Raw genomic sequence first — 22265 nt, forward strand, 5'->3', positions numbered from 1 at the left:
AAATGAGCGAATATTTATCAATTCAACACATTCAAAAACAGTTTGATGCATTTACAGCGTTAAAAGATATTTCTTTTACTGTGAAAAAAAATGAGTTTGTTTGTTTATTAGGCCCAAGTGGTTGTGGGAAAACAACGTTGCTCCGAATTTTGGCAGGGCTAGAAGAGGCAACAACAGGTAGTATTGCCGTGAATGGAAAAGATATTACAGCATTACCACCTGGAAAGAGGAACTTCGGAATGGTTTTTCAATCGTATGCATTATTTCCGAATTTAACTGCACTTGAAAACATTGAATACGGCTTAAAGACAAAAAAATATGGAAAAGCAGAAGTAAAAGAGAAAGCGCTATTGGCGTTAGAACTTGTTGATTTGCTGAATGTAAAAGATAAATATCCTGCTCAAATGTCTGGTGGACAACAGCAGCGAGTAGCACTTGCACGTGCGCTCGCTCTGTCTCCCGATATTTTGTTACTTGATGAGCCGTTATCTGCTTTAGATGCAAAAGTGCGTGAAAAGTTGCGTAGAGAAATGCGTGATTTGCAAGAAAAAGTGGGAGTAACAACTATTATGGTAACGCATGATCAAGAAGAGGCATTAACGATGGCTGATAAAATTGTTGTAATGAATCATGCGGAAATTATGCAGATTGGAACACCAGAGGAGATTTATCAAAGACCAGCCAATCCGTTTGTGGCAGATTTTATTGGTTCTATTAATTTCTTTTCGAAAAATAACGAAGAACATGCAATTCGTCCTGAACATGTAACAGTTGTACAAAATAATGGTATTAAAACAGTTGTAGAAAGCATGGAATTTCGCGGATCTGTATACCGGACGGAAGTACGGGTCATAGAAGAGAAAACACACCTTTATAACGAGAAAATTGTAGTGGATATATTGGCATCAGAAGTAGAGGAAACTGCTATTAGAAAAGGACAGCCAATTCAAATCTCTTTCTCGGAAAATCATATGTTGTCATATGGAAAGAAGGTCATTGTATAGATGGAGATGTTAGAAAACTTTAAGGTAGAAAGTACGAAAAAAAAGATTAAGAGACGTATCGGTAAAGAAGAGTGGATACAAAGACTATTAATTATTGGTATGCTTCTTTCATTTTTTATCATGCTTGTATTGCCTTTATTACAACTGTTTACACAAGCCTTTTATGATAAAGATGGAGCTTTCGTTGGTGTTGCGAATTTCAGTAAATATTTCACAACACCAACGCTAGTTCAATCATTACAAAATACGATATGGATTTCGGGCGCTACAACAATTATTTCGGTTACACTCGCGTTCGCTTACGCATATGCAATCGCTCGTACAAATGTTTTTGGAAAGCGCGTATTTCAATACGTAGCATTATTGCCATTATTTGCACCGACGATGATGCATGGTATTGCGCTTACCTATTTATTTGGTAATCAAGGGTTAGTAACGAAAGGGATGTTTGGTTTATTTGAAGGAATACAGATACCGTTATATGGACCAGTAGGAATTGTAATGGCTGAAGTTATGTATACATTTCCGCAAGCATTCCTTATTTTGTTAATTGCTTTTCAAGGTTCTGATTATCGTTTATATGAAGCTTCTAATATGTTAGGGGCAAGTAAAGTAAAACAGTTTCTTACGGTTACTTTACCTAGTGTGAAATATGGATTAATTAGTGCGATGTTCGTTGTATTTACACTTAGTTTTACTGATTTTGGGGCACCGAAAATTGTTGGAGGACAATATAACGTACTTGCTACTGACGTATATAAGCAAGTAATTGGACAGCAAAATATGTCGATGGGGGCAACTGTCGGGATGATCCTATTAATCCCAGCTATTTTTGCATTTGCAGTTGATCGTATTACGCAAAGGAAACAGGCGAATGTTTTATCTTCAAAAGCAGTACCTTACAGAATAATACATAATAAGAAAAGAGATGTTATTTCATTTGTATATTGTAGCGTAGTAACGCTTATGATCATTCTTTTATTTGTGGCAGTTGGTATTGCTGCAAGTGTGAAAGTATGGCCATATAATATGAGTTTTACACTTGATCATTTTAATTTTTCAAGTTTGACAGGAGACGGAATTGAAGCATTTAAAAATAGTGTAATTGTCTCAGCTATTACGGCAGTTATCGGGGCGATTTTAACATTTGTGTTCGCTTATGCGATTGAAAAAATAGAACAGCTACAGTTTTTCAGAAAAGTAGGCTACTTTTTCTCTATTGTACCGTTAGCGATTCCTGGATTAGTACTTGGATTAGGGTATGTCTTTTTCTTCAGTCAACCAACAATTCAAATTCTAGGGCTTTCAGTAACAAATCCGTTTCATTCCTTATATGGCACAATTGCTGTTTTAGTATTAGTAAATATCATTCATTTTTACTCTGTAACGTTTGTTACCGCAACGACTGCTTTAAAGAAACTGGATCGAGAGTTTGAACTTGTTTCACAGTCGATGAGCGTACCATTTTATAAAACTTTCTTTCGAGTAACAGTACCGATGTGTTTACCAGCTATTTTAGAAATGGTTATGTACTATTTCGTAAATTCAATGGTAACTGTATCGGCAGTAGTGTTCTTATATGCGGCTGATTTTAAACTAGCTGCTGTATCAATTGTAAATATGGATGATGCAGGAAATGTAGCACCAGCAGCTGCAATGAGTGTACTTATTGTTGTTACAAATATTGTAGTGAGAGTTGTATATGAATGGGGAACGAAAGCACTTCGTAACCGAACGTCACAATGGCAAAAAAGATAAGTAAGAAGGGTGATGGATAGAATGAAAATTGAAGCAGTTATTTTTGATTGGGCAGGTACGACAGTTGATTACGGTTGTTTTGCACCACTGGAAGTATTTATGGAAATCTTCCATAAGCGCGGTGTTGAAATTACAGCAGAAGAAGCTCGCAAACCAATGGGATTATTAAAGATTGATCATGTTAGGGCGTTAACGGAAATGCCTCGAATTGCTAATGAATGGAAGCGGATTTTTGGAGAGTTACCAACAGAAGAAAACATTCATGAGATGTATGAAGAGTTTGAAGAAATTCTCTTCGCTATTTTACCACGCTATGCAGAACCGATTAATGGCGTAAAAGAAGTGATTGCTTCATTACGTGAAAGAGACATTAAAATTGGTTCAACAACTGGATATACGAGAGAAATGATGGATATTGTAGCAAAAGAAGCAGCACTACAAGGGTATAAACCCGATTTTCTTGTTACACCAAATGATGTTCTAGCAGGTCGTCCATATCCGTGGATGTGTTATAAAAATGCGATGGAACTCTGTGTATACCCAATGAATCATATGATAAAAGTTGGAGACACCGTGTCGGATATGAAAGAGGGCAGAAATGCTGGAATGTGGACAGTTGGTGTAATCCTCGGTAGTAGTGAGCTCGGTTTAACGGAAGAGGAAGTTGAGAATATGGATCCGTTAGAGCTTCGTGAAAAAATAGAAGTAGTTCGTAATTGTTTTGTTGAAAATGGGGCTCATTTTACAATTGAAACGATGCAGGAGCTCGAAAACGTAATTGAACATATCGAGAAACAAGAACTTATTATTTCATAAAGGAGGCATAGGGTCATGAATGAAAATCACTATTTATTATTAACGCCAGGACCATTAACGACAACAAAAACTGTAAAAGAAGTTATGTTATACGATTGGTGTACGTGGGATGTTGCATATAACACGATGGTGCAAGATGTAAGAAATAGGCTTGTAACGTTAGCGACAAAGGAAGAAGAAAAGTATACAACAGTTTTAATGCAGGGAAGCGGTACGTTTTCGGTTGAAGCAGTAATTGGTTCTGTTATTCCTAAAAATGGAAAGCTGCTAGTTTGTACAAATGGTGCGTATGGTAAGCGGATTGTACAAATGGCAGAAATGTTACATATAGATGTGGTGGTCAGTCAAACAGAAGAGTGGGAGCCTACTAATATTGCAGAAGTAGAAAAGTTATTGCAACAAGATAAAGAGATTACGCATATTGTCGTTGTTCATTGTGAAACAACGACAGGTATTATTAATCCAATTGTAGACGTATGTAAATTGGGAAAACAATACGGAAAAGTTACACTGGTTGACGCAATGAGTAGTTTCGGTGGTATTGAAATAGATATCGCTGAGTTGCAAATTGACTTTCTAATTAGTAGTGCGAATAAATGTATTCAAGGTGTTCCCGGATTCGGTTTTGTTATCGCAAATCGTGATGAACTATTGAAATGTAAAGGGCAAGCTCGTTCTTTATCATTAGATTTATATGATCAGTGGGAAACGATGGAAGAGCAAAATGGGAAATGGCGCTTTACTTCACCAACTCATATTGTACGCGCCTTCTATCAAGCATTGTTGGAATTAGAAGAAGAAGGCGGGGTAAGAGCCCGTTACAATCGATATTATAGCAATCAAAAACTACTAGTGAACAAAATGAAAGAAATTGGATTCAAGCCATTAGTAGATGAAAAATATCAATCTCCTATTATTACATCTTTCATCTACCCAGGTGAAGGATTTGAATTTCAGCAGTTGTATAATGAATTAAAGCGATATGGATTTGTTATTTATCCAGGTAAAATTTCGAAAGTAGATACGTTCCGCATTGGCAATATTGGTGATGTACATGAAGACGATATTAATCGTTTAGTTGATAGTATTGCTAAAGGGGTTGTTATAGGGTGAAAGTATTTTGCTTAGGTGGAGCAGGTAAAATTTGTCGTGAAGCAATTTTAGATTTAGTTCAATTTTCATCTTTTGAGACGATTACGGTAGCCGATTTTAATGAAGAGGAAGGCCGAAAAGTAGTAGAGTGGTTAAATGATCCTCGTGTTGATTTTGTGAAAGTCGATGTGACAAACCATGAGGATACGGTCGCAAAAATGAAAGGCTATGACATTGTAATGGATGGTACGACGATAAAGTTAAATGGATTGTCTACTCGCTGTATCGCAGATGCCGGCTGTCACGGTGTGAACTTAAATGGATTTGGTGAAGAAAATGAATCCCACTCTAAATTTGTTCAACATGGAACAACATGTTTACCTGGGTTTGGTATGACACCAGGTGTAACACAAATGATGGCCATGCATGCAGCAAATCAGCTAGATACTGTAGAGTCAGTTCGAGTAAGTCATGGCTCGTATCGTCCAATTGCTTTTTCTGCATCAATTACAGAGACAACGACATATGAATATGATCCATATTTGCCGACGCGTACAGTGTATGAGGAAGGTGAATTTAAGCAAGTACCTCCATTTGCGCGCCCGAGAGAAATTGAATTACCAGCGCCTTACGGAAAAACAATGCAGTATATAATCCCGCATTCAGAAACGATTACGTTAGCGAAGGCACTGGAGGATAAAGGTGTACAGCTTATTGAAACAAGAGGAACTTGGCCAGAGCAAAATATGCAGCTCATTCGTGCTTTATATGATTATGGTATATTGCGTAATGATCAAATTGAAATAAACGGTAAAGAAATTGGTATTATGGATTGTATTTCGAAGTATCTATTAAAATCGAAAGAAGGGCAAGCAACAGAGCTTTATGGTTATGCACTTCATGTAGAAGTAGTAGGTATGAAAAATAATCAAGAACAAAGGCATGTTTTATACCATACACATCCGCTATCTGACGGTTCTGTAGTAGGTTGGGAGAAATTAAGAGCCTATACAAGAAATGTTGGTATCCCATTTGGAATCGCTACAGAGTTAATTGCAAAAGGAGTAGTTAATAAGTCCGGTGTTATTACTCCTGAAGAAGCTTTCGAAAATCCACAAATTATTTTTGACGAACTAGAAAAGCGCGGTATTTATATTAATGAAGAGATTTTCACTAAAAAAGAAAATTATAACTTTGTATAAGTAAGGCAGTTTATGAGGTAGATATAAATGGGGTGAGGCTATGTCTGTAGTAGGTGAAGAAAGAAAGAGGACAATTCTTGAAAAGGTAGAGTTTAAAGGGAAAGTAAAAGTTTCAGAATTAGCGAGAGAGTTCGCAGTATCAACAGAGACGATTCGTCGGTATTTAGAAGAATTAGATCGTGAAAAAAAATTGAAGAAAGTGTACGGTGGAGCCGTTCAACTTCCGGGAGCTGGGATAGAGGCACCGATGTTAGAACGAGAGATGCAGCATATAGAAGAGAAGAAAAGAATTGGGTATAAAGCAGCAACGTTTGTGGAAGATGGAGATGTTATTGCGATTGATGATGGAAGTACACCACTTCAAATGGTGCCATATCTTGTTCATCGTAAAAATTTGACGATTGTTACGAGCTCTTTTCCAGTAGCGACACAATTAATTTCTTCTATTAATAAAAAGATGTTTCACGGTGAGGTTTTATTTATAGGCGGGAAAGTATCTCCAAAACATTCACGTGTGTCGGGGTCTATTTCACAGCAAGTAATTCATCAATTTCATTTTCATAAAGCATTCGTTTCGATTGATGGATTGTTGCCAGGTTTTGGGGTTTCTAGCTTTGAATTAGAAAAGGCGAAACTGTCAGAAGCGATGATGAAATTAGCTGAGAAAACATATATTTTATGTGATCATACAAAGGTAGGCGTAAAAGGGAACTACCGAATAGCAGGATTCTCTCGTATTCAACATGTTATTTGTGATAAGAAAATGCCATATAGTTTTGAAGAAGAAGTTAAAAAGAATAATATTCAATGGACAGTTTGCTAACAATCAGTGGGAGATTCCATCTCTCTTTAATTATTAGTAATGTTTAACGTGAATTTTGAGATGCTCATGAATAATGAGTAATAAAGGTTTGCGTTCGTGCAAAAAAAGTGGACACATTTTCTCGTTTCCTTCATATAATTTACCAATAGAAAAAAAGTTGGCTGAAGGAAAGAGGGGACGGGAATGTCGGAACGAATATATAATAAGCTTGTAGTTTACACGAATATTTTGCAGAAGATCGGTGTTATTAATGAAAAAGAAAAAAGTGAAATTCTTCATACGATAGGTAAAAAAGCCCTTTGAATAAAGGGTTTTTTATTTTTTATCTTTGAAAATATAAATTTAATGTAATATTATCATTGACAATGATAATGAGATTCATTATCATTTATTGTGTGAGTAATTGATAAAAGTTATCAATTGAAATATATATAAGATAAGGGGATATTATTTTGAAAAAAAATTATATTAAGGCGCTAGTAGTAGCAACAACATTAGCAATTCCATTTGCTACATACTCTACTTCAGCATTAGCAGCAATAAAAGCTGAAGCAAATCAATCGGTAGCAGCAGTAAGTGATCGCACGTATGATACTGAAATTAAAATATATAAAGATCAAAAAGATGAGCCATCTATGGTTTCTCAATACATAAAAGATCCTAAAGTGACGATTGAAAACAATAAAAAGGTTGTTACTGTAACAGTACAAGATAGCGATTATTTTCAATATCTTAGAATAGAAGATAGAAACCAACCAGGTGTATTTCATGATGTGAAAGTTTTGTCAGAAGATAAGAGGAAAAATGGGACGAAAGTAGTTCAATTTGAAATTGGTGAATTTGAGAAGAAGCATAATATGCAAATGCATATACTTATTCCGGCTATTGGATATGATCACAAATATCAAGTTCAATTTGAAATTAAAGATCCAACTGTAGGCGAGAAAGAAACAGAGAAACCAGATGATAACTCTAATTCAGGCAATACGGAAACGGATACTCCGGTTGATAGTCAAAACATGATAACAGATAAGAAACTAAGAGAACTTGTTAATAAAAAAGTATTTAATAGAAAAGATTTAACTACACCAATTACGAAAGAAGAGCTATTACAAGTAAATGACTTGTTTTTAAATACGAATGAGATTCTTGATTATAGTGCATTGAAATATATGCCGAATTTAAAATCTTTAACAGTTGCAAATGCGAAGATAAAAGATCCGTCGTTCTTTACGAACTTAAAACAATTGAAACATTTGGCTTTACGCGCTAATGAAATTGAAGATGTAACACCACTTATTAAGATGGATAATTTAGATTCTCTTGATTTAAGTAATAATAAAATTACGAACGTTGCACCACTAACGGAAATGAAAAATGTAACAAGTTTATTTTTAGCAGGAAATCAAATTGAGGATGTAACACCATTAGCGAAAATGGAACAAGTAGATTACTTGAATGTGGCAAACAATAAAATTTCAAACGTTGCTCCGTTAAGTAAGTTGAAAAATGTAACATACTTATCTTTAGCAGGAAATCAAATTGAAGATATTACACCGCTTTATACGTTACCGTTAAAAGATTTAGTATTAACGCGTAATAAAGTTAAAGATTTATCAGGAATTAATCAATTGAATCAATTACAAGAGTTATGGATTGGGAAAAATGAAATAAAAGATGTCACTCCTCTAAGTAAGATGACACAGTTGAAAGTTTTAAACTTACCTAACAATGAGATAAAGGATATTACTCCATTATCAAGTCTAGTAAACTTACAAAAACTTGATTTAGAAGCAAATTATATTTCAGACTTAACAGCAGTTAGCAATCTGAAAAAGTTAGTATTTCTAAGTTTTATTGCAAATGAAATTCGTGATGTTAGACCAGTTGTGGAGTTAAGTAAGACAGCTTACATTAATGTTCAAAATCAAAAAATATTTTTAGCGGAAACAGAAGTAAATAAAGAAGTGAAAGTACCTGTATACGAAAAAGATGGTAAAATCTCTACAAAAATTCGTTTGAAGAGTGAAGGTGGGACGTATAGTAACGATGTAGTTAAGTGGAGTACACCAGGTGAGAAAGTATATGAATTTGGTGTGAAAGACCCATTTGCAGATACAGGAATCTTTTTCACAGGTTCTATTATTCAAAATGTAGTAGAAGGTAAAGAGGACAATACTTCTAAAGAAGACGAGGAAATAGAAGCAGTAACAGAATTTAAAGATGTGCCGAAAGGACATTGGTCAGAAGAGGCAATTAATTATTTAGCGAATGAAAATATTTTTAAAGGATATGGAAATGGACAATTTGGATTTGGGGATAATATTACTCGTGGACAAGTTGCGTCTTTAGTACAAAGGTACTTGAAATTAGAAAATAAAGTAGAGCAGAAAGAGCTGTTTACTGATACGAAAGGGCATATGTTTGAGCGAGATATTGCTGCAGTTGCACAAGCTGGAATTATGCAAGGAGATGGTACAGGGAAGTTTCGTCCTGAAGGAGTATTAACTAGGTACGAGATGTCAGTAGTATTACAAAAAGTATTTCAGTTAAAGGAAAATGAAAATAATTTGGAGAACTTTACAGATGTACCAACAGGTCATTGGGCAGAAGGATATGTGAAAGCTTTAGTGGATAATAATATATCAAAAGGTGACGGGAATGGGAACTTTTTAGGGGATGATTTCGTAACACGTGAGCAATATGCTCAATTTCTGTATAAGGCAATCAAAAAATAATAAATGAGAAAAATACGTTATTCTTTAATAAGAAGAATAACGTATTTTTTATATGTACAAAATCAAGTACTAAATAGGCAGGAGTGCTTACATGTGATAGGCCTATTTTTCCGATAGGTGCTGAAACCATATTGACAAAAAGGAATTCTCGTGTGATAATTCAATTAAATTTTTAGAATAATCAAAAAACAATCCTTTTACATAGAAAGGATTTGAACATTATATTAATATTACGCCGGGGGTGACGAAATGTTATTTTTTCTGAAGAAATGGAACGAATTAAAAGATGTGAAAGCAGAATTGGCACTTCGCGATTGGTTTTATGGTACAAAAATTAGTTTATCGATGTGTACGTCAAAAGAGCCATTAACATTTTTAGTGAATGTAGAGGGAAGAGATAAAGGGGTATTTTCTGAAGAGGATTTTATTGTCGTAAATTACATGTGTGAGCCAGTATTTGAAAACGAAGAAAAACCAGCTACAGAGTCATTTATGCATGCGGATATTTATAAAAAAAGTAGTGCAGAATGCATTTTACAAGTACAGACTGTAGATAGTCATTTAATGTCAGAGCTATATGGGAAAGAAGGAGAAGTAACATTCGAAAAACGCAGTGTGGAACGTGTTTTTGGAAAAGATGGTATTACAGAAATGACAATTCCAATTGTAGAAGATGAAAAAAAATTCGCTAATTTATTAGAAAATAATGTTCCAAATTTTATTGAAGGTGGAGGAGTAGTCCTTGTTCATAATTACGGAATGATTGTGTGGGGGAAAACCCCAGAAGAAGCGAAAAAATGGTTGGAAGGTATAGAGTATTTAATGAACTATCACGTAAAGCTTTTAATGATAAAAGGGGCAAAAAGTTCTGTTATATAAAGATGTATTCACAGAGATTACCATTCTATAAAAATGAAAGCGTTTTAAAAATAAATTTCACTCATAAAATATAGGTCTCCTTATTATATATAGATTACATGTTGACATGTAAGGAGGAACATATTTTGCGAGTTAAATATCATTTTCTGCCAAAACAACAGGTGACATTTTGTAAAACGAATGATTCTGGTGAAAAGGCGTTACAAATTATGAATGAAACGGGATTTCGCGCAATCCCTGTATTAGCAGAAAATGAGAAGGAATTCACGGGGATTGTTTATAAAGTAGATCTTTTAGAAAAGAAGTGTAATAGCAGATTAGAGGATGTAAGTACAGAAGATGTACTGGAAAATCCAAATTCGTTTATTTTTGAAAAGGATTCTTTTTTTAGAGCTTTTTACGTTATTCGTCGTCTCCCGTTTTTAGCGGTTTTAAATGAGTATAATGAATTTGTCGGCATTTTAACACATTCTAATGTATTTGATGTTATTGAGGATTCGTTCGGTATGCGGACGGGTGGTTATATATTAACAATTGCAACACAAGATTGTAAGGGAACAATTAAAGAGCTTGGGACATTATTAAAAGCATATAATATCGGCGGACTGTTTACGCTTGATAACGGTGATCAATATATTCGCCGTGTTATCGTAAATATATCGGATGAGTTAAATGAAAAAAAATTAAAACAATTAATTGAAAAGATAGAGAAAAAGGGATTCAGGGTAAGTCATGTAGATTATATTTAAGTTAAAAAGGAAAGGTACCTATCTGCTATGTGTAGATAGGTACCTTTTTTAGTGCAAGAAATGAATCTTATTTTGAAACAGAAGGTGGAGACAATGCTAAATCAGATAAAAAAATAAAGTCTGCATGCTCACGAATTTTAGGAATAGAAGTTTCTATAACACGTGATGTAATTTCACCTGGAGCCCCAACGTGTCCGATAGCTACCATAATGGGTTTGTCTTGGATTTTTTTTATGAGTAATTGTGCTTGTTTTGAAATGTGACTTACCGTATATACATCATCAAAAAATAATTGGTTTTCAATAATAGGCACGCCTAATTCTTTACCGATTTTTGGGACAACACTATTAGGGTTTGTTTTACTATCTAAATAAAATAAACCGTGTTTTTTACAGGCAGAAAGTATAAGACGTACAATCCTTTCATCAGCGGTTACTTTTGATCCCATATGATTGTTCATTCCTATTGCATGAGGTATTTCTTGAATTGCTTGTTCGAGTCGGTTGTTTATTTCTTCATCGCTTAAATCTGTTGTAATCGCTTTTGGTCCAAGCCACTCTTTTTTTCCTCTAATTGGTTCCATTGGCATATGTATAATAACTTCATGCCCTTTTTTATGGGCAGCTATTGCATCTTGTTTAGTAGAAGGAAGAAATGGCATAACAGCAACAGTGAGTGGAATTGGAAGTGATAACATCTTATCTGTGCCTTTCATATTATTACCGAAATCATCGATGACAATAGCAACCTTATTCGTATGAGCATTTGCTTGAATAGGAAATAAGAAGAAGGGTATGAACAGGGTGAAGACGAGTAATGTAATAGTATATTTGCGCATATAAATATTTCCTTTCTATTTTATCCCGCTATTTGCGGGTAGTAAGACTCCCACCTCAAAATTCGGCTGGAGCAAAGAAGTTAGGTGGGAGATCCACGGCCCGTAAACGCCTGATTGGTGAAGGCTAATAATCAGTGGGGATGAACAAAACCCCGACTGATTAAAGTTTCACTTTATCAATCATCATTATGTTTTGCGTTTTTATATAAATTAAACAAAAAATGTCGAAGAAAAGTACATTGAAAATAGAGAACCCACTGTTTACTGAGTATTTACAAAAAAGAAGATGAAAAAAATGTCTATTATTGCGAATGTATTTACAAAGATAGAATAATTTGTAATAATTCTCAAAGTGAGGGTAAAGATTTGTAAATTACAGGGGGAAAATGTTAAATTTTCTGATTCTTCAAATTCAAATAGGATTAAGTGTTTAAAGGGCTGAAGTAGAAGAGACATTGAGAGTATGGAAGAAAAATAAGGGGGATATGGATGTTTACTGTAAAAAGGAAGTACACATTAGAAAAGCTTTCGCATGATATTCATATGAAACGTGAAGAAATGATTCATTTAGGATTAACAAGTGGGTTAAATAGTATGGAGACAATTCAAGTTAGTCAAGAATTGGACAAGCTTATCGTACAGTATCAGCGTTACAAAGAAAAACAAACACCGAAATGGTTTTCAATTATAAAGGTTCCTATTTTTCAAATTGGGTATGAAGGGAAATCGAGCAATTTTTGGAGAATGTTTGTGGCTGGTTTTATGAAATAAGTATAATTACCCTTTTAGGATAAGGATAATTATACTATGTGTAATGGAATCTCTATATGAACTGTCGTTCCTTTGTTTTCTTTACTATCAATAAATATATGCCCATTGTACATCTCTACAATTCGTTTACATATAACAAGCCCAAGACCTGTTCCAGTATCTTTATTAGTAAAGAACGGATGAAAGAGGTGTTTTTGAATATGTTTTGGAATCCCTTTTCCAGTATCGATAATTTGCAATTGTGCGTGTTTTTCGTTGTTTGTTACTACAATGGTTAATGTATCACCAGAAGCCATAGCTTCAATTGCATTTTTTGTAATGTTTAAAACCACTTGTTTCATATGGTCTTTTGAGCAACGTATATGAACAGGGTGGTCTGGCAAATGTAAATGAAATACAATGTTATGCAGATTCGCTTCAGATTGGATAATTAATGCGACCTCATTAAGAATCGTTCTTACATCATATGTTTGTTCAATGATGGCAGTTGGCTTTCCAAGAATAAGAAATTCGCTTACAATTTCATTAATACGTTCTATTTCTTGTTCAATCACTGAAAAGTAGAACTGATCCTGTTCATCTTTATATTTCTCTTTTAATAGAGCAACGAGTCCCTTAATTCCAGTAAGAGGATTACGGATTTCGTGGGCTGTACTAGCTGCAAAAGTTCCAACCAATTCAATTTTTTGCAGTTCATTTTGTTGTCTTTCTAGTTTTGTTTGACGTTTTAATAACATATATTGAGCAAGTAAAAATAAAATAGACATTAAAAATAAAGTAGCGATACACTCTATTGCAACTAACTGGTATAAAGTTTGTTGATGAATAGGTAACGGAGAAACAGAGACCTTCCAATTTAATCTTTGGAGTGGGGTAGTAAGCATGTTAGAATGCCCATCGCTTATTTCGTTATTATCATCGGTTAGAAAAACTACATCATGTTTATCAGTCACTTCGAAATGATATTGTGGTTTAATAGCATTTAAAGAGGCTGAAATGTAGTCAAAGCGTAAACTTGCTAATAATAAGCCTGAGAGTTCCTTTTGTCTATTAAATATTGGAGAGGCAATCATAATAGCTTGATGTCCAAGAACGCGATCTGTAATAACTGATGATACAGTTGTTTTCTTAGATTGCAATGCATCTTGGATGTATTGGCGGTCAGAAACGTCAATAGGCGGCGAATCGCCTTGGGATGCGATTGTAATCATCCCATCTGTCGTAGCGTAATATAGACCGGAAAAACGATCATCATTTCCATCGGTATCATATACAATCTGTTTAATCCCATTGATGTTTCCAGTTTCGGTCCCTACGACTTTTGCGAGCATTTCTAAGGCAGATATAGCTTCACCAAGGTGATGGTCTAAATAGTCTCTATATAAAAAGAGAACAGTGTGAGCAGATAGTTTGTTTGCCTGTTTCATTTGATAAGTGTGATACGAAAAAAATGTGGCACCAATCCCTATCGTTGGCAGTATAACAAGCAGTATGTAAAAAACTATGCTTTGTAATTTGACTTTCAAATTTGGTACTCCTTCTTTTTTTATTATCATTATATATAAACTATGTTAAAATTGTCATGTTTTTATTCAAGAATCATTTGCATTACATTAGGGAAAGGAAAAGGGATGAGTGAATATTCATTCGGAAGTCGTAATGAAGTGCTACGTTGCTTTTCTTTTTGTTGCGGAGAATTTAAGTGAAGGGTTGAAATGGTATGACATCAAATAATGAGCGAGAAGACATTTCTCAATCTTTAAAAGTATTTATTGCATTATCCCGTGTACATCGTTCTGTTATGGATACTACAAATAAATCCATACAAAGTAACGGATTAAATCCAACTGAGTTTGCTGTATTAGAATTACTATATCATAAAGGAGGCCAACCACTTCAGCAAATCGGTGAGCGTATTTTAATAGCTAGTGGCAGCATTACATACGTTGTAGATAAGCTAGAGAAAAAAGGGCTTGTCAAACGAATTCCATGCCCAAATGACAGGCGTGTTATTTATGCGCAATTAACGGAGTCTGGAGAGGCCTTTATTGCTTCTATTTTTCCAGGGCACGAGCAAGTTATACATCAGTCTTTTGAAATGTTAACAAAGGACGAGAAGAATGAATTACTTGATCTATTGAAAAAAATTGGGAAGTATGAAAAATGATGATATGTTCCAAAGGAGCTTTGGATAAAGAAATCCAAGGCTTTTTTGTTTGCGTGTAATTATGACAGCATCTGCCGCATTTTGTTGAAGAATAAGAGGAGATTTGTAAGTAGGCATTGAATTATAGTAAAGATACATGTAATGGAGAGGAGGCTCGTTCATGTCATTTAAAGACTATGAATATAAACGGCCAAATATTGAAGAATTAAAAGAAAAATTTACTGTTGCTTTAGAAAAATTTGATCATGCAAAAACAATTGATGAACAAAAACAAGTAATCAATTCAATTAATGAAATTCGCAATGATTTTGGTACAATGGGGAATCTTTGTTACATTCGTCATTCTGTTGATACAACAGATACTTTTTATAAAGAAGAGCAAGATTTCTTTGATGAATATTCACCAATTGTACAAGGTTATGGAACAAAGTATTATAAAGCGTTAATTCATTCTCCATTCCGTGAAGAATTAGAAGCGTATTACGGAAAGCAATTATTTGCTCTAGCTGAATGTGATTTAAAAACATATTCAGATGAAGTAGTGAAAGATTTACAATTAGAGAATAAATTGTCTTCACAATATACACAGTTATTAGCATCTGCAAAAATTGACTTTGCAGGAGAAGAAAGAACATTATCGCAACTTATTCCGTTTATGCAAGGAAAAGAAAGAAGCGAACGTAAAGCAGCAAGTGAAGCATACTACGGATTTTTAGCTGAGAATGAGGAAGAGTTAGATCGTATTTATGATGAGCTTGTTAAAGTGAGAACGAAAATCGCAAAAACACTTGGTTTTAAAAACTTTGTTGAATTAGGATATGCAAGAATGTATCGTACAGATTATAATGCTGAAATGGTAGCGAACTATCGTCAGCAAGTATTAGATTATATCGTTCCGGTTGCAACCGAGTTAAGAAATAGACAAAAAGCACGCATTGGTGTAGAAAAGCTCGCTTATTATGATGAAAACTTTGAGTTTGCTACGGGTAATCCAACACCAAAAGGCGATGCCGATTGGATTATTAATCACGGGAAAACGATGTATAAAGAATTATCAGCTGAAACAGATGAATTTTTTAATTTCATGCTAGATAATGATTTATTAGATTTAGTTGCGAAAAAAGGAAAAGCTGGTGGTGGATATTGTACATATATCGAGAATTATAAAGCGCCATTCATCTTCTCAAACTTTAATGGAACGTCTGGTGACATTGATGTATTAACACATGAAGCTGGTCATGCTTTCCAAGTATATGAAAGTCGTAAGTATGAAATTCCAGAATATAATTGGCCAACATATGAAGCGTGTGAAATCCATTCAATGAGTATGGAATTCTTTACATGGCCATGGATGAAGTTATTCTTTGAAGAAGATGCGGATAAATATTATTTCTCACACTTAAGTTCAGCACTTCTATTTTTACCGTACGGTGTATCTGTAGATGAATATCAACATTATGTATATGAAAATCCAGAAGCATCGCCAGCAGAACGTAAGTCAGCATGGCGTAACATAGAGAAGAAGTATTTACCACATCGTGATTATGAAGATAATGATTATTTAGAGAGTGGTGGTTTCTGGCAACGTCAAGGCCATATTTATAGCTCACCGTTCTATTATATTGACTACACGTTAGCTCAAATTTGTGCACTGCAATTTTGGAAACGTGCAAGAGATACTAGACAAGAGGCTTGGGAAGATTATGTGAATCTTTGTCAACAAGGTGGAAGTAAATCATTCTTAGAATTAGTAGAAGTTGCAAATTTAACATCACCATTTGCTGAAGGGTGTGTAAAAAGTGTAATTACAGAAATTGAAGAGTGGTTACGTGCTGTTGACGACACAAAATTGTAAAAAACATGCACTTTTTTCACATGTTTAACATCGACATAATGGAAAAATGATGAGATAATGAAAGAAAATTCAGAATTATTTTAGGGGTGTTTCTAATGGGGAGCACCCCTTTTCACCAACAAAAGGGGGAAAGCACTATGCTTCAATCTAATATGGATGTTAGTTTAGAAACTTTAGTCCACTCATTACAGTCTACACGAAGCACGCTGTTATCTGAAATTGAAATGTTAAATGATACGGAGGTGAATGTAAAGCCACGCCGTGATAAATGGAGTATTATTCAAATTTTGCATCATTTACATTTAGTTGAACAGTCTGTCACATCTGCCCTTGTATATGCTTTGCAAAAAAAAGAAAGAAAACTTGCTCCATTTAAAGACCTCCAACTTACGCTTGATCGCACACATAAACGGGAAGCTCCTCAACAAATGAAACCAACAGAAACATTAATGAAAAAACTGCAAGGAATTCAATTACTAGAACATTCACGACAAGAATTATTACATGTACTTCATAGTGTGATAGATGAAAAAGAATTATTTGAAAATGGATTAAAACATCCTATTTTTAATGATTTGAATTTATATCAATGGGTTCAATTTCTGGATTTACACGAACAAAGACATCTTACACAGCTAAAAGAAGCGAAACATGCAATTTTACAGCGGTAAAGTGAAACTTTGATCAGGAGTCATATCACTGATTATTAGTCCGCAACAATCGGGCTGCTATCAAATAACGAGAAAAAGGAAAAGAAGCGGCGAACCGCTTCTTTTCCTTTTTTACTCATGCATAGTTTTATTTCTTATTTTGGAATACTACATGAGGAAGAGAAAAAGGAGTTGAAAAGTATGTCAAAGAAAAAGAGAGAAGAAGAGCGCGCTTGGAAAGCTCGGAAAGAAAATCAAAAGCCACATGGAAAGGTGAAAGCTTTTGCAGAATTAGTTGAAGGAACAGAAAAAACGTGATGAACTTCATCACGTTTTTTGTATGATTGGGAAAGTTAATAAAAATGTTGTACCTGTTCCTTTTTCACTAATAATATCAACCTTTCCATTCATTGCTTGAATAACACTGAAGACGACCATCATCCCGAGTCCGGTCCCTTTTTCTTTCGTCGAGTAGAAAGGTGACCCGAGGCGTTTTACTTGTTCTTGATCCATACCAATACCTGTATCTTTTATATATAATTGTATATGTTTATGGTCTGGAACTAATGTAAGAATAAGGTCACCACCGTTAGGCATAGCCTCAATACAGTTTTTTAAAATATTTAATAAGCATTGGTTCAGCTTTTGCTTTTCACCAGCTATAAAGAAAGATGTACTTTGTTTTATGTAATGTATGCGAACATTTGTTAAATTGGCGAGGGGTGTAATTAAAGATAACGCATGAAGTAATTCGTCCTCTACTTGTAATTGTTGTTCTTTTTCAATACTCGGTTTTGCAAAAGTTAAGTAGTCCGTAAGAACATGATTTGCTTGTTCGATACCATTAATGGCTATGTCGATATATAATTTTCGTTCCTTCTCAGAACATGTATCTGACTGTAAAAGTTGCAAAAATCCTTTCGTTGAAGTTAAAGGGTTGCGAATTTCATGAGAGATAGAAGCTGCCATTTCACCGATTAAATGAAATTTTTCAGCATTCATCAGTTCATTTTGGAGACGAACTTGCGTTTGTAATATGTGTAGCAAATATAAAATAAGGATTGTACCAAGCATCGTACATAGTTCGTATACGATAATATGTGGTATATAATCTGCCGTATTTGTAACCTCTGAAAGGAAAAATGGTATCCAGCCAAATCCGAATATGAGACTGTAAAAGATAGCAAGTGCTATTTTTATACGATTAGAACTTCGGTTAAACAGTTTGTATGTTAATAGTAGAACAATGAATAGTAGAACCGAAGCGATAAAGGATGGGAAAACACCTATTCCTCCTAATAAAAAGCGGTATATGTTTAATACAGCTAAGATGGAAGCACCGGCAATAGGACCTCCTGTTAATGTACCGATAATTAATACGATATGACGCATATCAAATTGAAATCCATAATTTGTTTTTGCTGAGAAAGTGATACATAGTATGGTAGCGAGGCAACATAATACAATAAATATAGCTGAATTTAATTTAGGAGAGCGTTTCCCTTTTTGATTCCAAAACAAATGATATACAAGCATTGTAACAAGGATGGATAATATATTTAAAAAGAGATAAATAATAAAGAGTTTCAGTGGGATGCCTCCTCTCTTCTTACATTAAATTAATCATACTATAAAATGAAAGAAATGAAATATGAAATAGCGGAAAAAATCAGAAATTTTTTCTGGTAGTATACAATATGTTACAATAATCTTTGTCAATGAAAGAAGAAATTCCGTGCGTTGCATGGGAGAGGTTCGCGAACTCCCTCTATAAAAAACTATGGAAACAACAATATCCTTAGGTATTGTTTTGTTTTTTTATTGTGACAGTTCAAGAACGTTCTTTCTTCTTATTCGTAGTAGAGAAGGAGAATGAGTGAAATGAAAAAAGAAAAAGCATTTGTTGTTTTTAGTGGTGGACAAGATAGTACAACATGTTTATTTTGGGCAATACAACAGTTTGCAGAAGTGGAAGCTGTAACGTTTAATTACAATCAACGTCATAAGTTAGAAATTGATTGTGCAGCGGAAATCGCGAAAGAGTTAGGAATTAAACATACGGTACTAGATATGAGTTTATTAAATCAACTTGCTCCAAATGCGTTAACGAGAACGGATATGGAGATTACACATGAAGAAGGTGAATTGCCATCAACATTTGTAGATGGACGAAATTTACTATTTCTATCATTTGCGGCTGTATTAGCAAAACAAGTTGGAGCACGTCATATTGTAACGGGTGTATGTGAAACTGATTTCAGTGGTTATCCAGATTGTCGTGACGTGTTTGTGAAATCATTAAACGTTACATTAAATTTATCTATGGATTATCCGTTTGTTATTCATACACCACTTATGTGGATTGATAAAGCAGAGACATGGAAATTATCTGATGAACTTGGAGCATTTGAGTTTGTTAGAGAAAAAACATTAACATGTTATAACGGAATCATTGGTGATGGTTGCGGTGAATGTCCAGCATGTCAACTTCGTAAAGCAGGATTAGATACGTATCTACAAGAACGCGAAGGAGCGAGCAACTAATGGACAACTTTTTTGGATTTCGCATCGTAGAAAATTTGCAAAAAATGGACAAGGATATTCAGCGTGAACAACTCAAATATCATAATAAAAGAGTAATGGTCAGCAAGGAATTTACATTTGACGCAGCGCACCATTTACACTGCTATGAAGGGAAATGTAAAAATTTACATGGTCACACATATAAAGTCGTATTTGGAATTAGCGGATATGTAAATGAAATAGGCCTTGCAATTGACTTTGGAGATATAAAAGAGATTTGGAAAAATGAAATAGAAATTTATTTAGATCATCGTTATTTAAACGAAACATTGCCAGAAATGAATACGACTGCTGAAAATATGGTCGTTTGGATTTATGAAAAGATGGCAGAAGCATTAACGAAAGATAATCGTGCGAACGAATACAAGGGAGCTCGTGTTGAATTTGTTCGTCTTTTTGAGACGCCGACTAGTTATGCGGAAGTAAGACGGGAGTGGATGCTCGATGAGTAAAATCCCCGTCTTAGAAATATTTGGTCCGACCATTCAAGGAGAAGGGATGGTTGTAGGACAAAAGACAATGTTTATCCGTACAGCGGGCTGTGATTATAGCTGTGCTTGGTGTGATTCTGCTTTTACATGGGATGGATCGGCCAAAGATCAAATTAAACAAATGACATCGGAAGACATTTGGAATGAGCTTGTAGAAATTGGTGGAGAAAATTTTTCTCATGTTACGATTTCAGGTGGAAATCCTGTTTTACTGAAAAATATGCAATTTCTTCTTTCTATATTAAAGGAGAATGGAATGCGAACAGCGGTAGAAACGCAAGGGAGTAAATGGCAAGATTGGTTGCTTCAAATTGATGAGGTAACGATTTCTCCAAAACCACCAAGTTCAACTATGAAAACAGATTTTCAGATGTTAGATTCTGTTATTCATAAACTAGCAGGGAAAGATTTTAGTTTAAAAGTAGTAGTATTCGATGATCAAGATTTTGAATATGCAGTTAAGATGTACGAGCGTTATCCGAATGTACCATTTTTCTTACAAGTAGGGAATGATGATACGAAAACAGTGGATGATGCGGTGCTTATAAAAAAACTATTAGAAAAATATGAGTGGCTTATTGAAAAAGCTGTGAATTGCAAAGAAATGAATGATGCGAAAGTACTGCCTCAGCTTCATGCGTTAGTATGGGGAAATAAACGAGGGGTATAATGAGAAGGGGTGTTTAAAATGGCAGGAAGATTAGATGAAGATTTAAAAGATGTAACATTATTAGGAAATCAAAATACAAAATATTTATTTGAATATAGCCCGGAAATTTTAGAGGTATTTGATAATAACCATCCAAATCGGGATTACTTTGTAAAATTCAATTGTCCTGAATTTACAAGTTTATGTCCGAAAACAGGACAACCAGATTTTGCAACAATTTATATTAGCTACATTCCAGAACAAAGAATGGTAGAGAGTAAATCTTTAAAGCTATATTTATTTAGCTTCCGAAATCATGGTGACTTCCACGAAGATTGCATGAACGTTATTATGAATGATTTAATTAAATTAATGGATCCACGCTATATTGAGGTATGGGGGAAATTTACACCACGTGGTGGTATTTCAATCGATCCTTACTGTAACTACGGCCGTCCAGGAACTAAGTATGAGAAAATGGCAGACTACCGCATGATGAACCACGATTTGTATCCAGAAAAGATCGATAATCGTTAATATAGAAAGAAAGGATCTGTATGACATACAGATCCTTTCTTTCTATTATATTATGCATGTTGATTAATGACAGTATAGTTTTTATGGCTTACAACTGTAAGGGGTTCCATATCTAGTTCTCTAAAATTCTCCATAATTGTTATATCAACAATAACGGAGTTTTGATTTACCTTTTGAACACGGCCTTGCATTCCACCTTTAAATTCAATGATATCTCCAGTTTCTGCGATCTGCATAAGCAACTCTCCTTGTTCCAGTTTTCCCAAAAAAAGAATAATTTGGGCTTTTTTATTTCCTCTTATTTTGAACTATATTTACTACTTTGTAAATGTTTCCAAAGTAAAAATTCGAAAAATATTCACTTTTTGTAAGGAAATATGTAAAAAATATTGTTTAGAAGAGGAATGATGAAAATGCATACATCTTTATATAAGAGTATAATAAAAGATACAATGACCTACTAAAGTGGGAGAAATTAGGGGCGATAAAATGATGTTTGAAATTGTGGGGAGTTTTATAGCGATTTTATTATTTTTATTTTCTTATATACAGTTGAAGAAAGTGCGTCATCATGAAACAACTACATATTTTGATGGACTGGATGGTGTGCATACTTCGATAACACATACTAGTGGTGGGGATATATAACTTTCTTTTTATGCA

Annotated in this window: 23 protein-coding genes and 1 riboswitch; of the genes, 19 read left to right on the forward strand and 4 right to left on the reverse strand. The window is 34.4% G+C overall.

The window, feature by feature from the left end; all coding sequences use genetic code 11:
- Window positions 1–2 precede the first annotated feature (2 nt).
- The 9 genes from FT637_RS07465 to cbpA all read left to right on the forward strand — a co-directional run bounded on the left by FT637_RS07465 (window position 3) and on the right by cbpA (window position 11061).
- Complete coding sequence (locus FT637_RS07465) at window positions 3–1004, forward strand: putative 2-aminoethylphosphonate ABC transporter ATP-binding protein (RefSeq protein ID WP_193645754.1); 1002 nt, start codon at window positions 3–5, stop codon at window positions 1002–1004.
- Window positions 1005–2762, forward strand: a complete 1758-nt coding sequence (locus FT637_RS07470) for a putative 2-aminoethylphosphonate ABC transporter permease subunit (RefSeq protein ID WP_193645755.1) — start codon at window positions 1005–1007, stop codon at window positions 2760–2762.
- Between the two features lie 21 nt (window positions 2763–2783).
- On the forward strand, window positions 2784–3578 hold the full coding sequence (gene phnX / locus FT637_RS07475; protein WP_193646236.1) for a phosphonoacetaldehyde hydrolase: 795 nt from the start codon (window positions 2784–2786) through the stop codon (window positions 3576–3578).
- 15 nt (window positions 3579–3593) lie between these two features.
- The gene (gene phnW, locus FT637_RS07480; RefSeq protein ID WP_193645756.1) at window positions 3594–4691 is read left to right on the forward strand and encodes a 2-aminoethylphosphonate--pyruvate transaminase; all 1098 of its coding nucleotides are present in this window, start codon (window positions 3594–3596) and stop codon (window positions 4689–4691) included.
- Complete coding sequence (locus FT637_RS07485; protein WP_193645757.1) at window positions 4688–5872, forward strand: saccharopine dehydrogenase family protein; 1185 nt, start codon at window positions 4688–4690, stop codon at window positions 5870–5872. Before phnW ends, FT637_RS07485 begins: the two co-directional genes overlap by 4 nt.
- 40 nt (window positions 5873–5912) lie before the next feature.
- Window positions 5913–6695 (forward strand): DeoR/GlpR family DNA-binding transcription regulator, encoded by a 783-nt coding sequence (locus tag FT637_RS07490; protein WP_193645758.1) that lies wholly within the window; start codon window positions 5913–5915, stop codon window positions 6693–6695.
- 452 nt (window positions 6696–7147) lie between these two features.
- The gene (locus tag FT637_RS07495; protein ID WP_193645759.1) at window positions 7148–9433 is read left to right on the forward strand and encodes an NEAT domain-containing leucine-rich repeat protein; all 2286 of its coding nucleotides are present in this window, start codon (window positions 7148–7150) and stop codon (window positions 9431–9433) included.
- 249 nt (window positions 9434–9682) lie between these two features.
- Window positions 9683–10312: a class II aldolase/adducin family protein gene (locus FT637_RS07500; RefSeq protein WP_193645760.1), complete on the forward strand. Its 630-nt coding sequence runs from the start codon at window positions 9683–9685 to the stop codon at window positions 10310–10312.
- A gap of 125 nt (window positions 10313–10437) precedes the next feature.
- Complete coding sequence (gene cbpA, locus FT637_RS07505; RefSeq protein WP_193645761.1) at window positions 10438–11061, forward strand: cyclic di-AMP binding protein CbpA; 624 nt, start codon at window positions 10438–10440, stop codon at window positions 11059–11061.
- 67 nt (window positions 11062–11128) lie between these two features.
- Here the strand turns inward: cbpA and FT637_RS07510 are convergent, their stop codons facing one another.
- Window positions 11129–11899, reverse strand: a complete 771-nt coding sequence (locus FT637_RS07510; protein ID WP_193645762.1) for a divergent polysaccharide deacetylase family protein — start codon at window positions 11897–11899, stop codon at window positions 11129–11131.
- Between the two features lie 489 nt (window positions 11900–12388).
- Here FT637_RS07510 and FT637_RS07515 point away from each other — a divergent pair, with 489 nt between their 5' ends.
- The gene (locus tag FT637_RS07515) at window positions 12389–12670 is read left to right on the forward strand and encodes an aspartyl-phosphate phosphatase Spo0E family protein (protein ID WP_002149628.1); all 282 of its coding nucleotides are present in this window, start codon (window positions 12389–12391) and stop codon (window positions 12668–12670) included.
- Between the two features lie 29 nt (window positions 12671–12699).
- Here the strand turns inward: FT637_RS07515 and FT637_RS07520 are convergent, their stop codons facing one another.
- Entirely contained in the window at window positions 12700–14196 is a 1497-nt protein-coding gene (locus FT637_RS07520) for a DUF3149 domain-containing protein (RefSeq protein WP_193645763.1), read from the reverse strand.
- Window positions 14197–14390: 194 nt separating this feature from the next.
- On the opposite strand from FT637_RS07520, the gene FT637_RS07525 reads away from it, so the two are divergent.
- The 4 genes from FT637_RS07525 (at window position 14391) to FT637_RS29830 (ending at window position 17660) form a co-directional block, all read left to right on the forward strand.
- A complete protein-coding gene (locus tag FT637_RS07525) occupies window positions 14391–14837 on the forward strand; it encodes a MarR family winged helix-turn-helix transcriptional regulator (RefSeq protein ID WP_193645764.1) in 447 nt (148 codons plus the stop codon).
- Window positions 14838–14997: 160 nt separating this feature from the next.
- Window positions 14998–16692, forward strand: a complete 1695-nt coding sequence (locus FT637_RS07530) for a M3 family oligoendopeptidase (RefSeq protein ID WP_193645765.1) — start codon at window positions 14998–15000, stop codon at window positions 16690–16692.
- A gap of 137 nt (window positions 16693–16829) precedes the next feature.
- On the forward strand, window positions 16830–17363 hold the full coding sequence (locus FT637_RS07535; protein WP_193645766.1) for a DinB family protein: 534 nt from the start codon (window positions 16830–16832) through the stop codon (window positions 17361–17363).
- A gap of 180 nt (window positions 17364–17543) precedes the next feature.
- A complete protein-coding gene (locus tag FT637_RS29830) occupies window positions 17544–17660 on the forward strand; it encodes a DUF6254 family protein (RefSeq protein ID WP_000038354.1) in 117 nt (38 codons plus the stop codon).
- A gap of 9 nt (window positions 17661–17669) precedes the next feature.
- Here the strand turns inward: FT637_RS29830 and FT637_RS07540 are convergent, their stop codons facing one another.
- Window positions 17670–18878 (reverse strand): ATP-binding protein, encoded by a 1209-nt coding sequence (locus FT637_RS07540; protein WP_193645767.1) that lies wholly within the window; start codon window positions 18876–18878, stop codon window positions 17670–17672.
- A gap of 208 nt (window positions 18879–19086) precedes the next feature.
- Window positions 19087–19130, forward strand: a riboswitch (PreQ1 riboswitch).
- A gap of 93 nt (window positions 19131–19223) precedes the next feature.
- Between FT637_RS07540 and queC the strand changes: the two genes are divergently transcribed.
- Genes queC through queF form a run of 4 tightly spaced genes read left to right on the forward strand, consistent with a single transcriptional unit; the run spans window position 19224 to window position 21602 of the window.
- On the forward strand, window positions 19224–19886 hold the full coding sequence (queC, locus tag FT637_RS07545) for a 7-cyano-7-deazaguanine synthase QueC (RefSeq protein ID WP_193645768.1): 663 nt from the start codon (window positions 19224–19226) through the stop codon (window positions 19884–19886).
- On the forward strand, window positions 19886–20377 hold the full coding sequence (gene queD, locus FT637_RS07550) for a 6-carboxytetrahydropterin synthase QueD (protein WP_002011526.1): 492 nt from the start codon (window positions 19886–19888) through the stop codon (window positions 20375–20377). Before queC ends, queD begins: the two co-directional genes overlap by 1 nt.
- The gene (gene queE / locus FT637_RS07555) at window positions 20370–21086 is read left to right on the forward strand and encodes a 7-carboxy-7-deazaguanine synthase QueE (protein WP_193645769.1); all 717 of its coding nucleotides are present in this window, start codon (window positions 20370–20372) and stop codon (window positions 21084–21086) included. The genes queD and queE overlap by 8 nt, the downstream gene beginning before the upstream one ends.
- A gap of 18 nt (window positions 21087–21104) precedes the next feature.
- On the forward strand, window positions 21105–21602 hold the full coding sequence (queF, locus tag FT637_RS07560; protein WP_002086808.1) for a preQ(1) synthase: 498 nt from the start codon (window positions 21105–21107) through the stop codon (window positions 21600–21602).
- A 50-nt stretch (window positions 21603–21652) separates the two neighbouring features.
- Here queF and FT637_RS07565 read toward each other — a convergent pair whose 3' ends face one another.
- Window positions 21653–21838 (reverse strand): YkvS family protein, encoded by a 186-nt coding sequence (locus FT637_RS07565; protein WP_002064385.1) that lies wholly within the window; start codon window positions 21836–21838, stop codon window positions 21653–21655.
- 256 nt (window positions 21839–22094) lie between these two features.
- Between FT637_RS07565 and FT637_RS07570 the strand changes: the two genes are divergently transcribed.
- Entirely contained in the window at window positions 22095–22250 is a 156-nt protein-coding gene (locus tag FT637_RS07570; RefSeq protein WP_193646259.1) for a hypothetical protein, read from the forward strand.
- Window positions 22251–22265 lie beyond the last annotated feature (15 nt).

This window comes from Bacillus cereus (assembly GCF_015071065.1).
Classification (GTDB): domain Bacteria; phylum Bacillota; class Bacilli; order Bacillales; family Bacillaceae_G; genus Bacillus_A; species Bacillus_A cereus_BA.

Bases quoted from the DNA above. Each gene is read 5' to 3' on its own strand.
- FT637_RS07465 (WP_193645754.1), top strand. From the start codon at position 3: ATGAGCGAATATTTATCAATTCAACACATTCAAAAACAGTTTGATGCA.
- FT637_RS07570 (WP_193646259.1), top strand. From the start codon at position 22,095: ATGTTTGAAATTGTGGGGAGTTTTATAGCGATTTTATTATTTTTATTT.
- FT637_RS07515 (WP_002149628.1), top strand. From the start codon at position 12,389: ATGTTTACTGTAAAAAGGAAGTACACATTAGAAAAGCTTTCGCATGAT.
- FT637_RS07500 (WP_193645760.1), top strand. From the start codon at position 9,683: ATGTTATTTTTTCTGAAGAAATGGAACGAATTAAAAGATGTGAAAGCA.
- queC (WP_193645768.1), top strand. From the start codon at position 19,224: ATGAAAAAAGAAAAAGCATTTGTTGTTTTTAGTGGTGGACAAGATAGT.
- phnX (WP_193646236.1), top strand. From the start codon at position 2,784: ATGAAAATTGAAGCAGTTATTTTTGATTGGGCAGGTACGACAGTTGAT.
- FT637_RS07510 (WP_193645762.1), bottom strand. From the start codon at position 11,899: ATGCGCAAATATACTATTACATTACTCGTCTTCACCCTGTTCATACCC.
- FT637_RS07470 (WP_193645755.1), top strand. From the start codon at position 1,005: ATGGAGATGTTAGAAAACTTTAAGGTAGAAAGTACGAAAAAAAAGATT.
- queF (WP_002086808.1), top strand. From the start codon at position 21,105: ATGGCAGGAAGATTAGATGAAGATTTAAAAGATGTAACATTATTAGGA.
- FT637_RS07490 (WP_193645758.1), top strand. From the start codon at position 5,913: ATGTCTGTAGTAGGTGAAGAAAGAAAGAGGACAATTCTTGAAAAGGTA.
- FT637_RS29830 (WP_000038354.1), top strand. From the start codon at position 17,544: ATGTCAAAGAAAAAGAGAGAAGAAGAGCGCGCTTGGAAAGCTCGGAAA.
- phnW (WP_193645756.1), top strand. From the start codon at position 3,594: ATGAATGAAAATCACTATTTATTATTAACGCCAGGACCATTAACGACA.
- FT637_RS07530 (WP_193645765.1), top strand. From the start codon at position 14,998: ATGTCATTTAAAGACTATGAATATAAACGGCCAAATATTGAAGAATTA.
- FT637_RS07540 (WP_193645767.1), bottom strand. From the start codon at position 18,878: ATGCTTGTATATCATTTGTTTTGGAATCAAAAAGGGAAACGCTCTCCT.
- FT637_RS07525 (WP_193645764.1), top strand. From the start codon at position 14,391: ATGACATCAAATAATGAGCGAGAAGACATTTCTCAATCTTTAAAAGTA.
- FT637_RS07565 (WP_002064385.1), bottom strand. From the start codon at position 21,838: ATGCAGATCGCAGAAACTGGAGATATCATTGAATTTAAAGGTGGAATG.
- queD (WP_002011526.1), top strand. From the start codon at position 19,886: ATGGACAACTTTTTTGGATTTCGCATCGTAGAAAATTTGCAAAAAATG.
- queE (WP_193645769.1), top strand. From the start codon at position 20,370: ATGAGTAAAATCCCCGTCTTAGAAATATTTGGTCCGACCATTCAAGGA.
- FT637_RS07535 (WP_193645766.1), top strand. From the start codon at position 16,830: ATGCTTCAATCTAATATGGATGTTAGTTTAGAAACTTTAGTCCACTCA.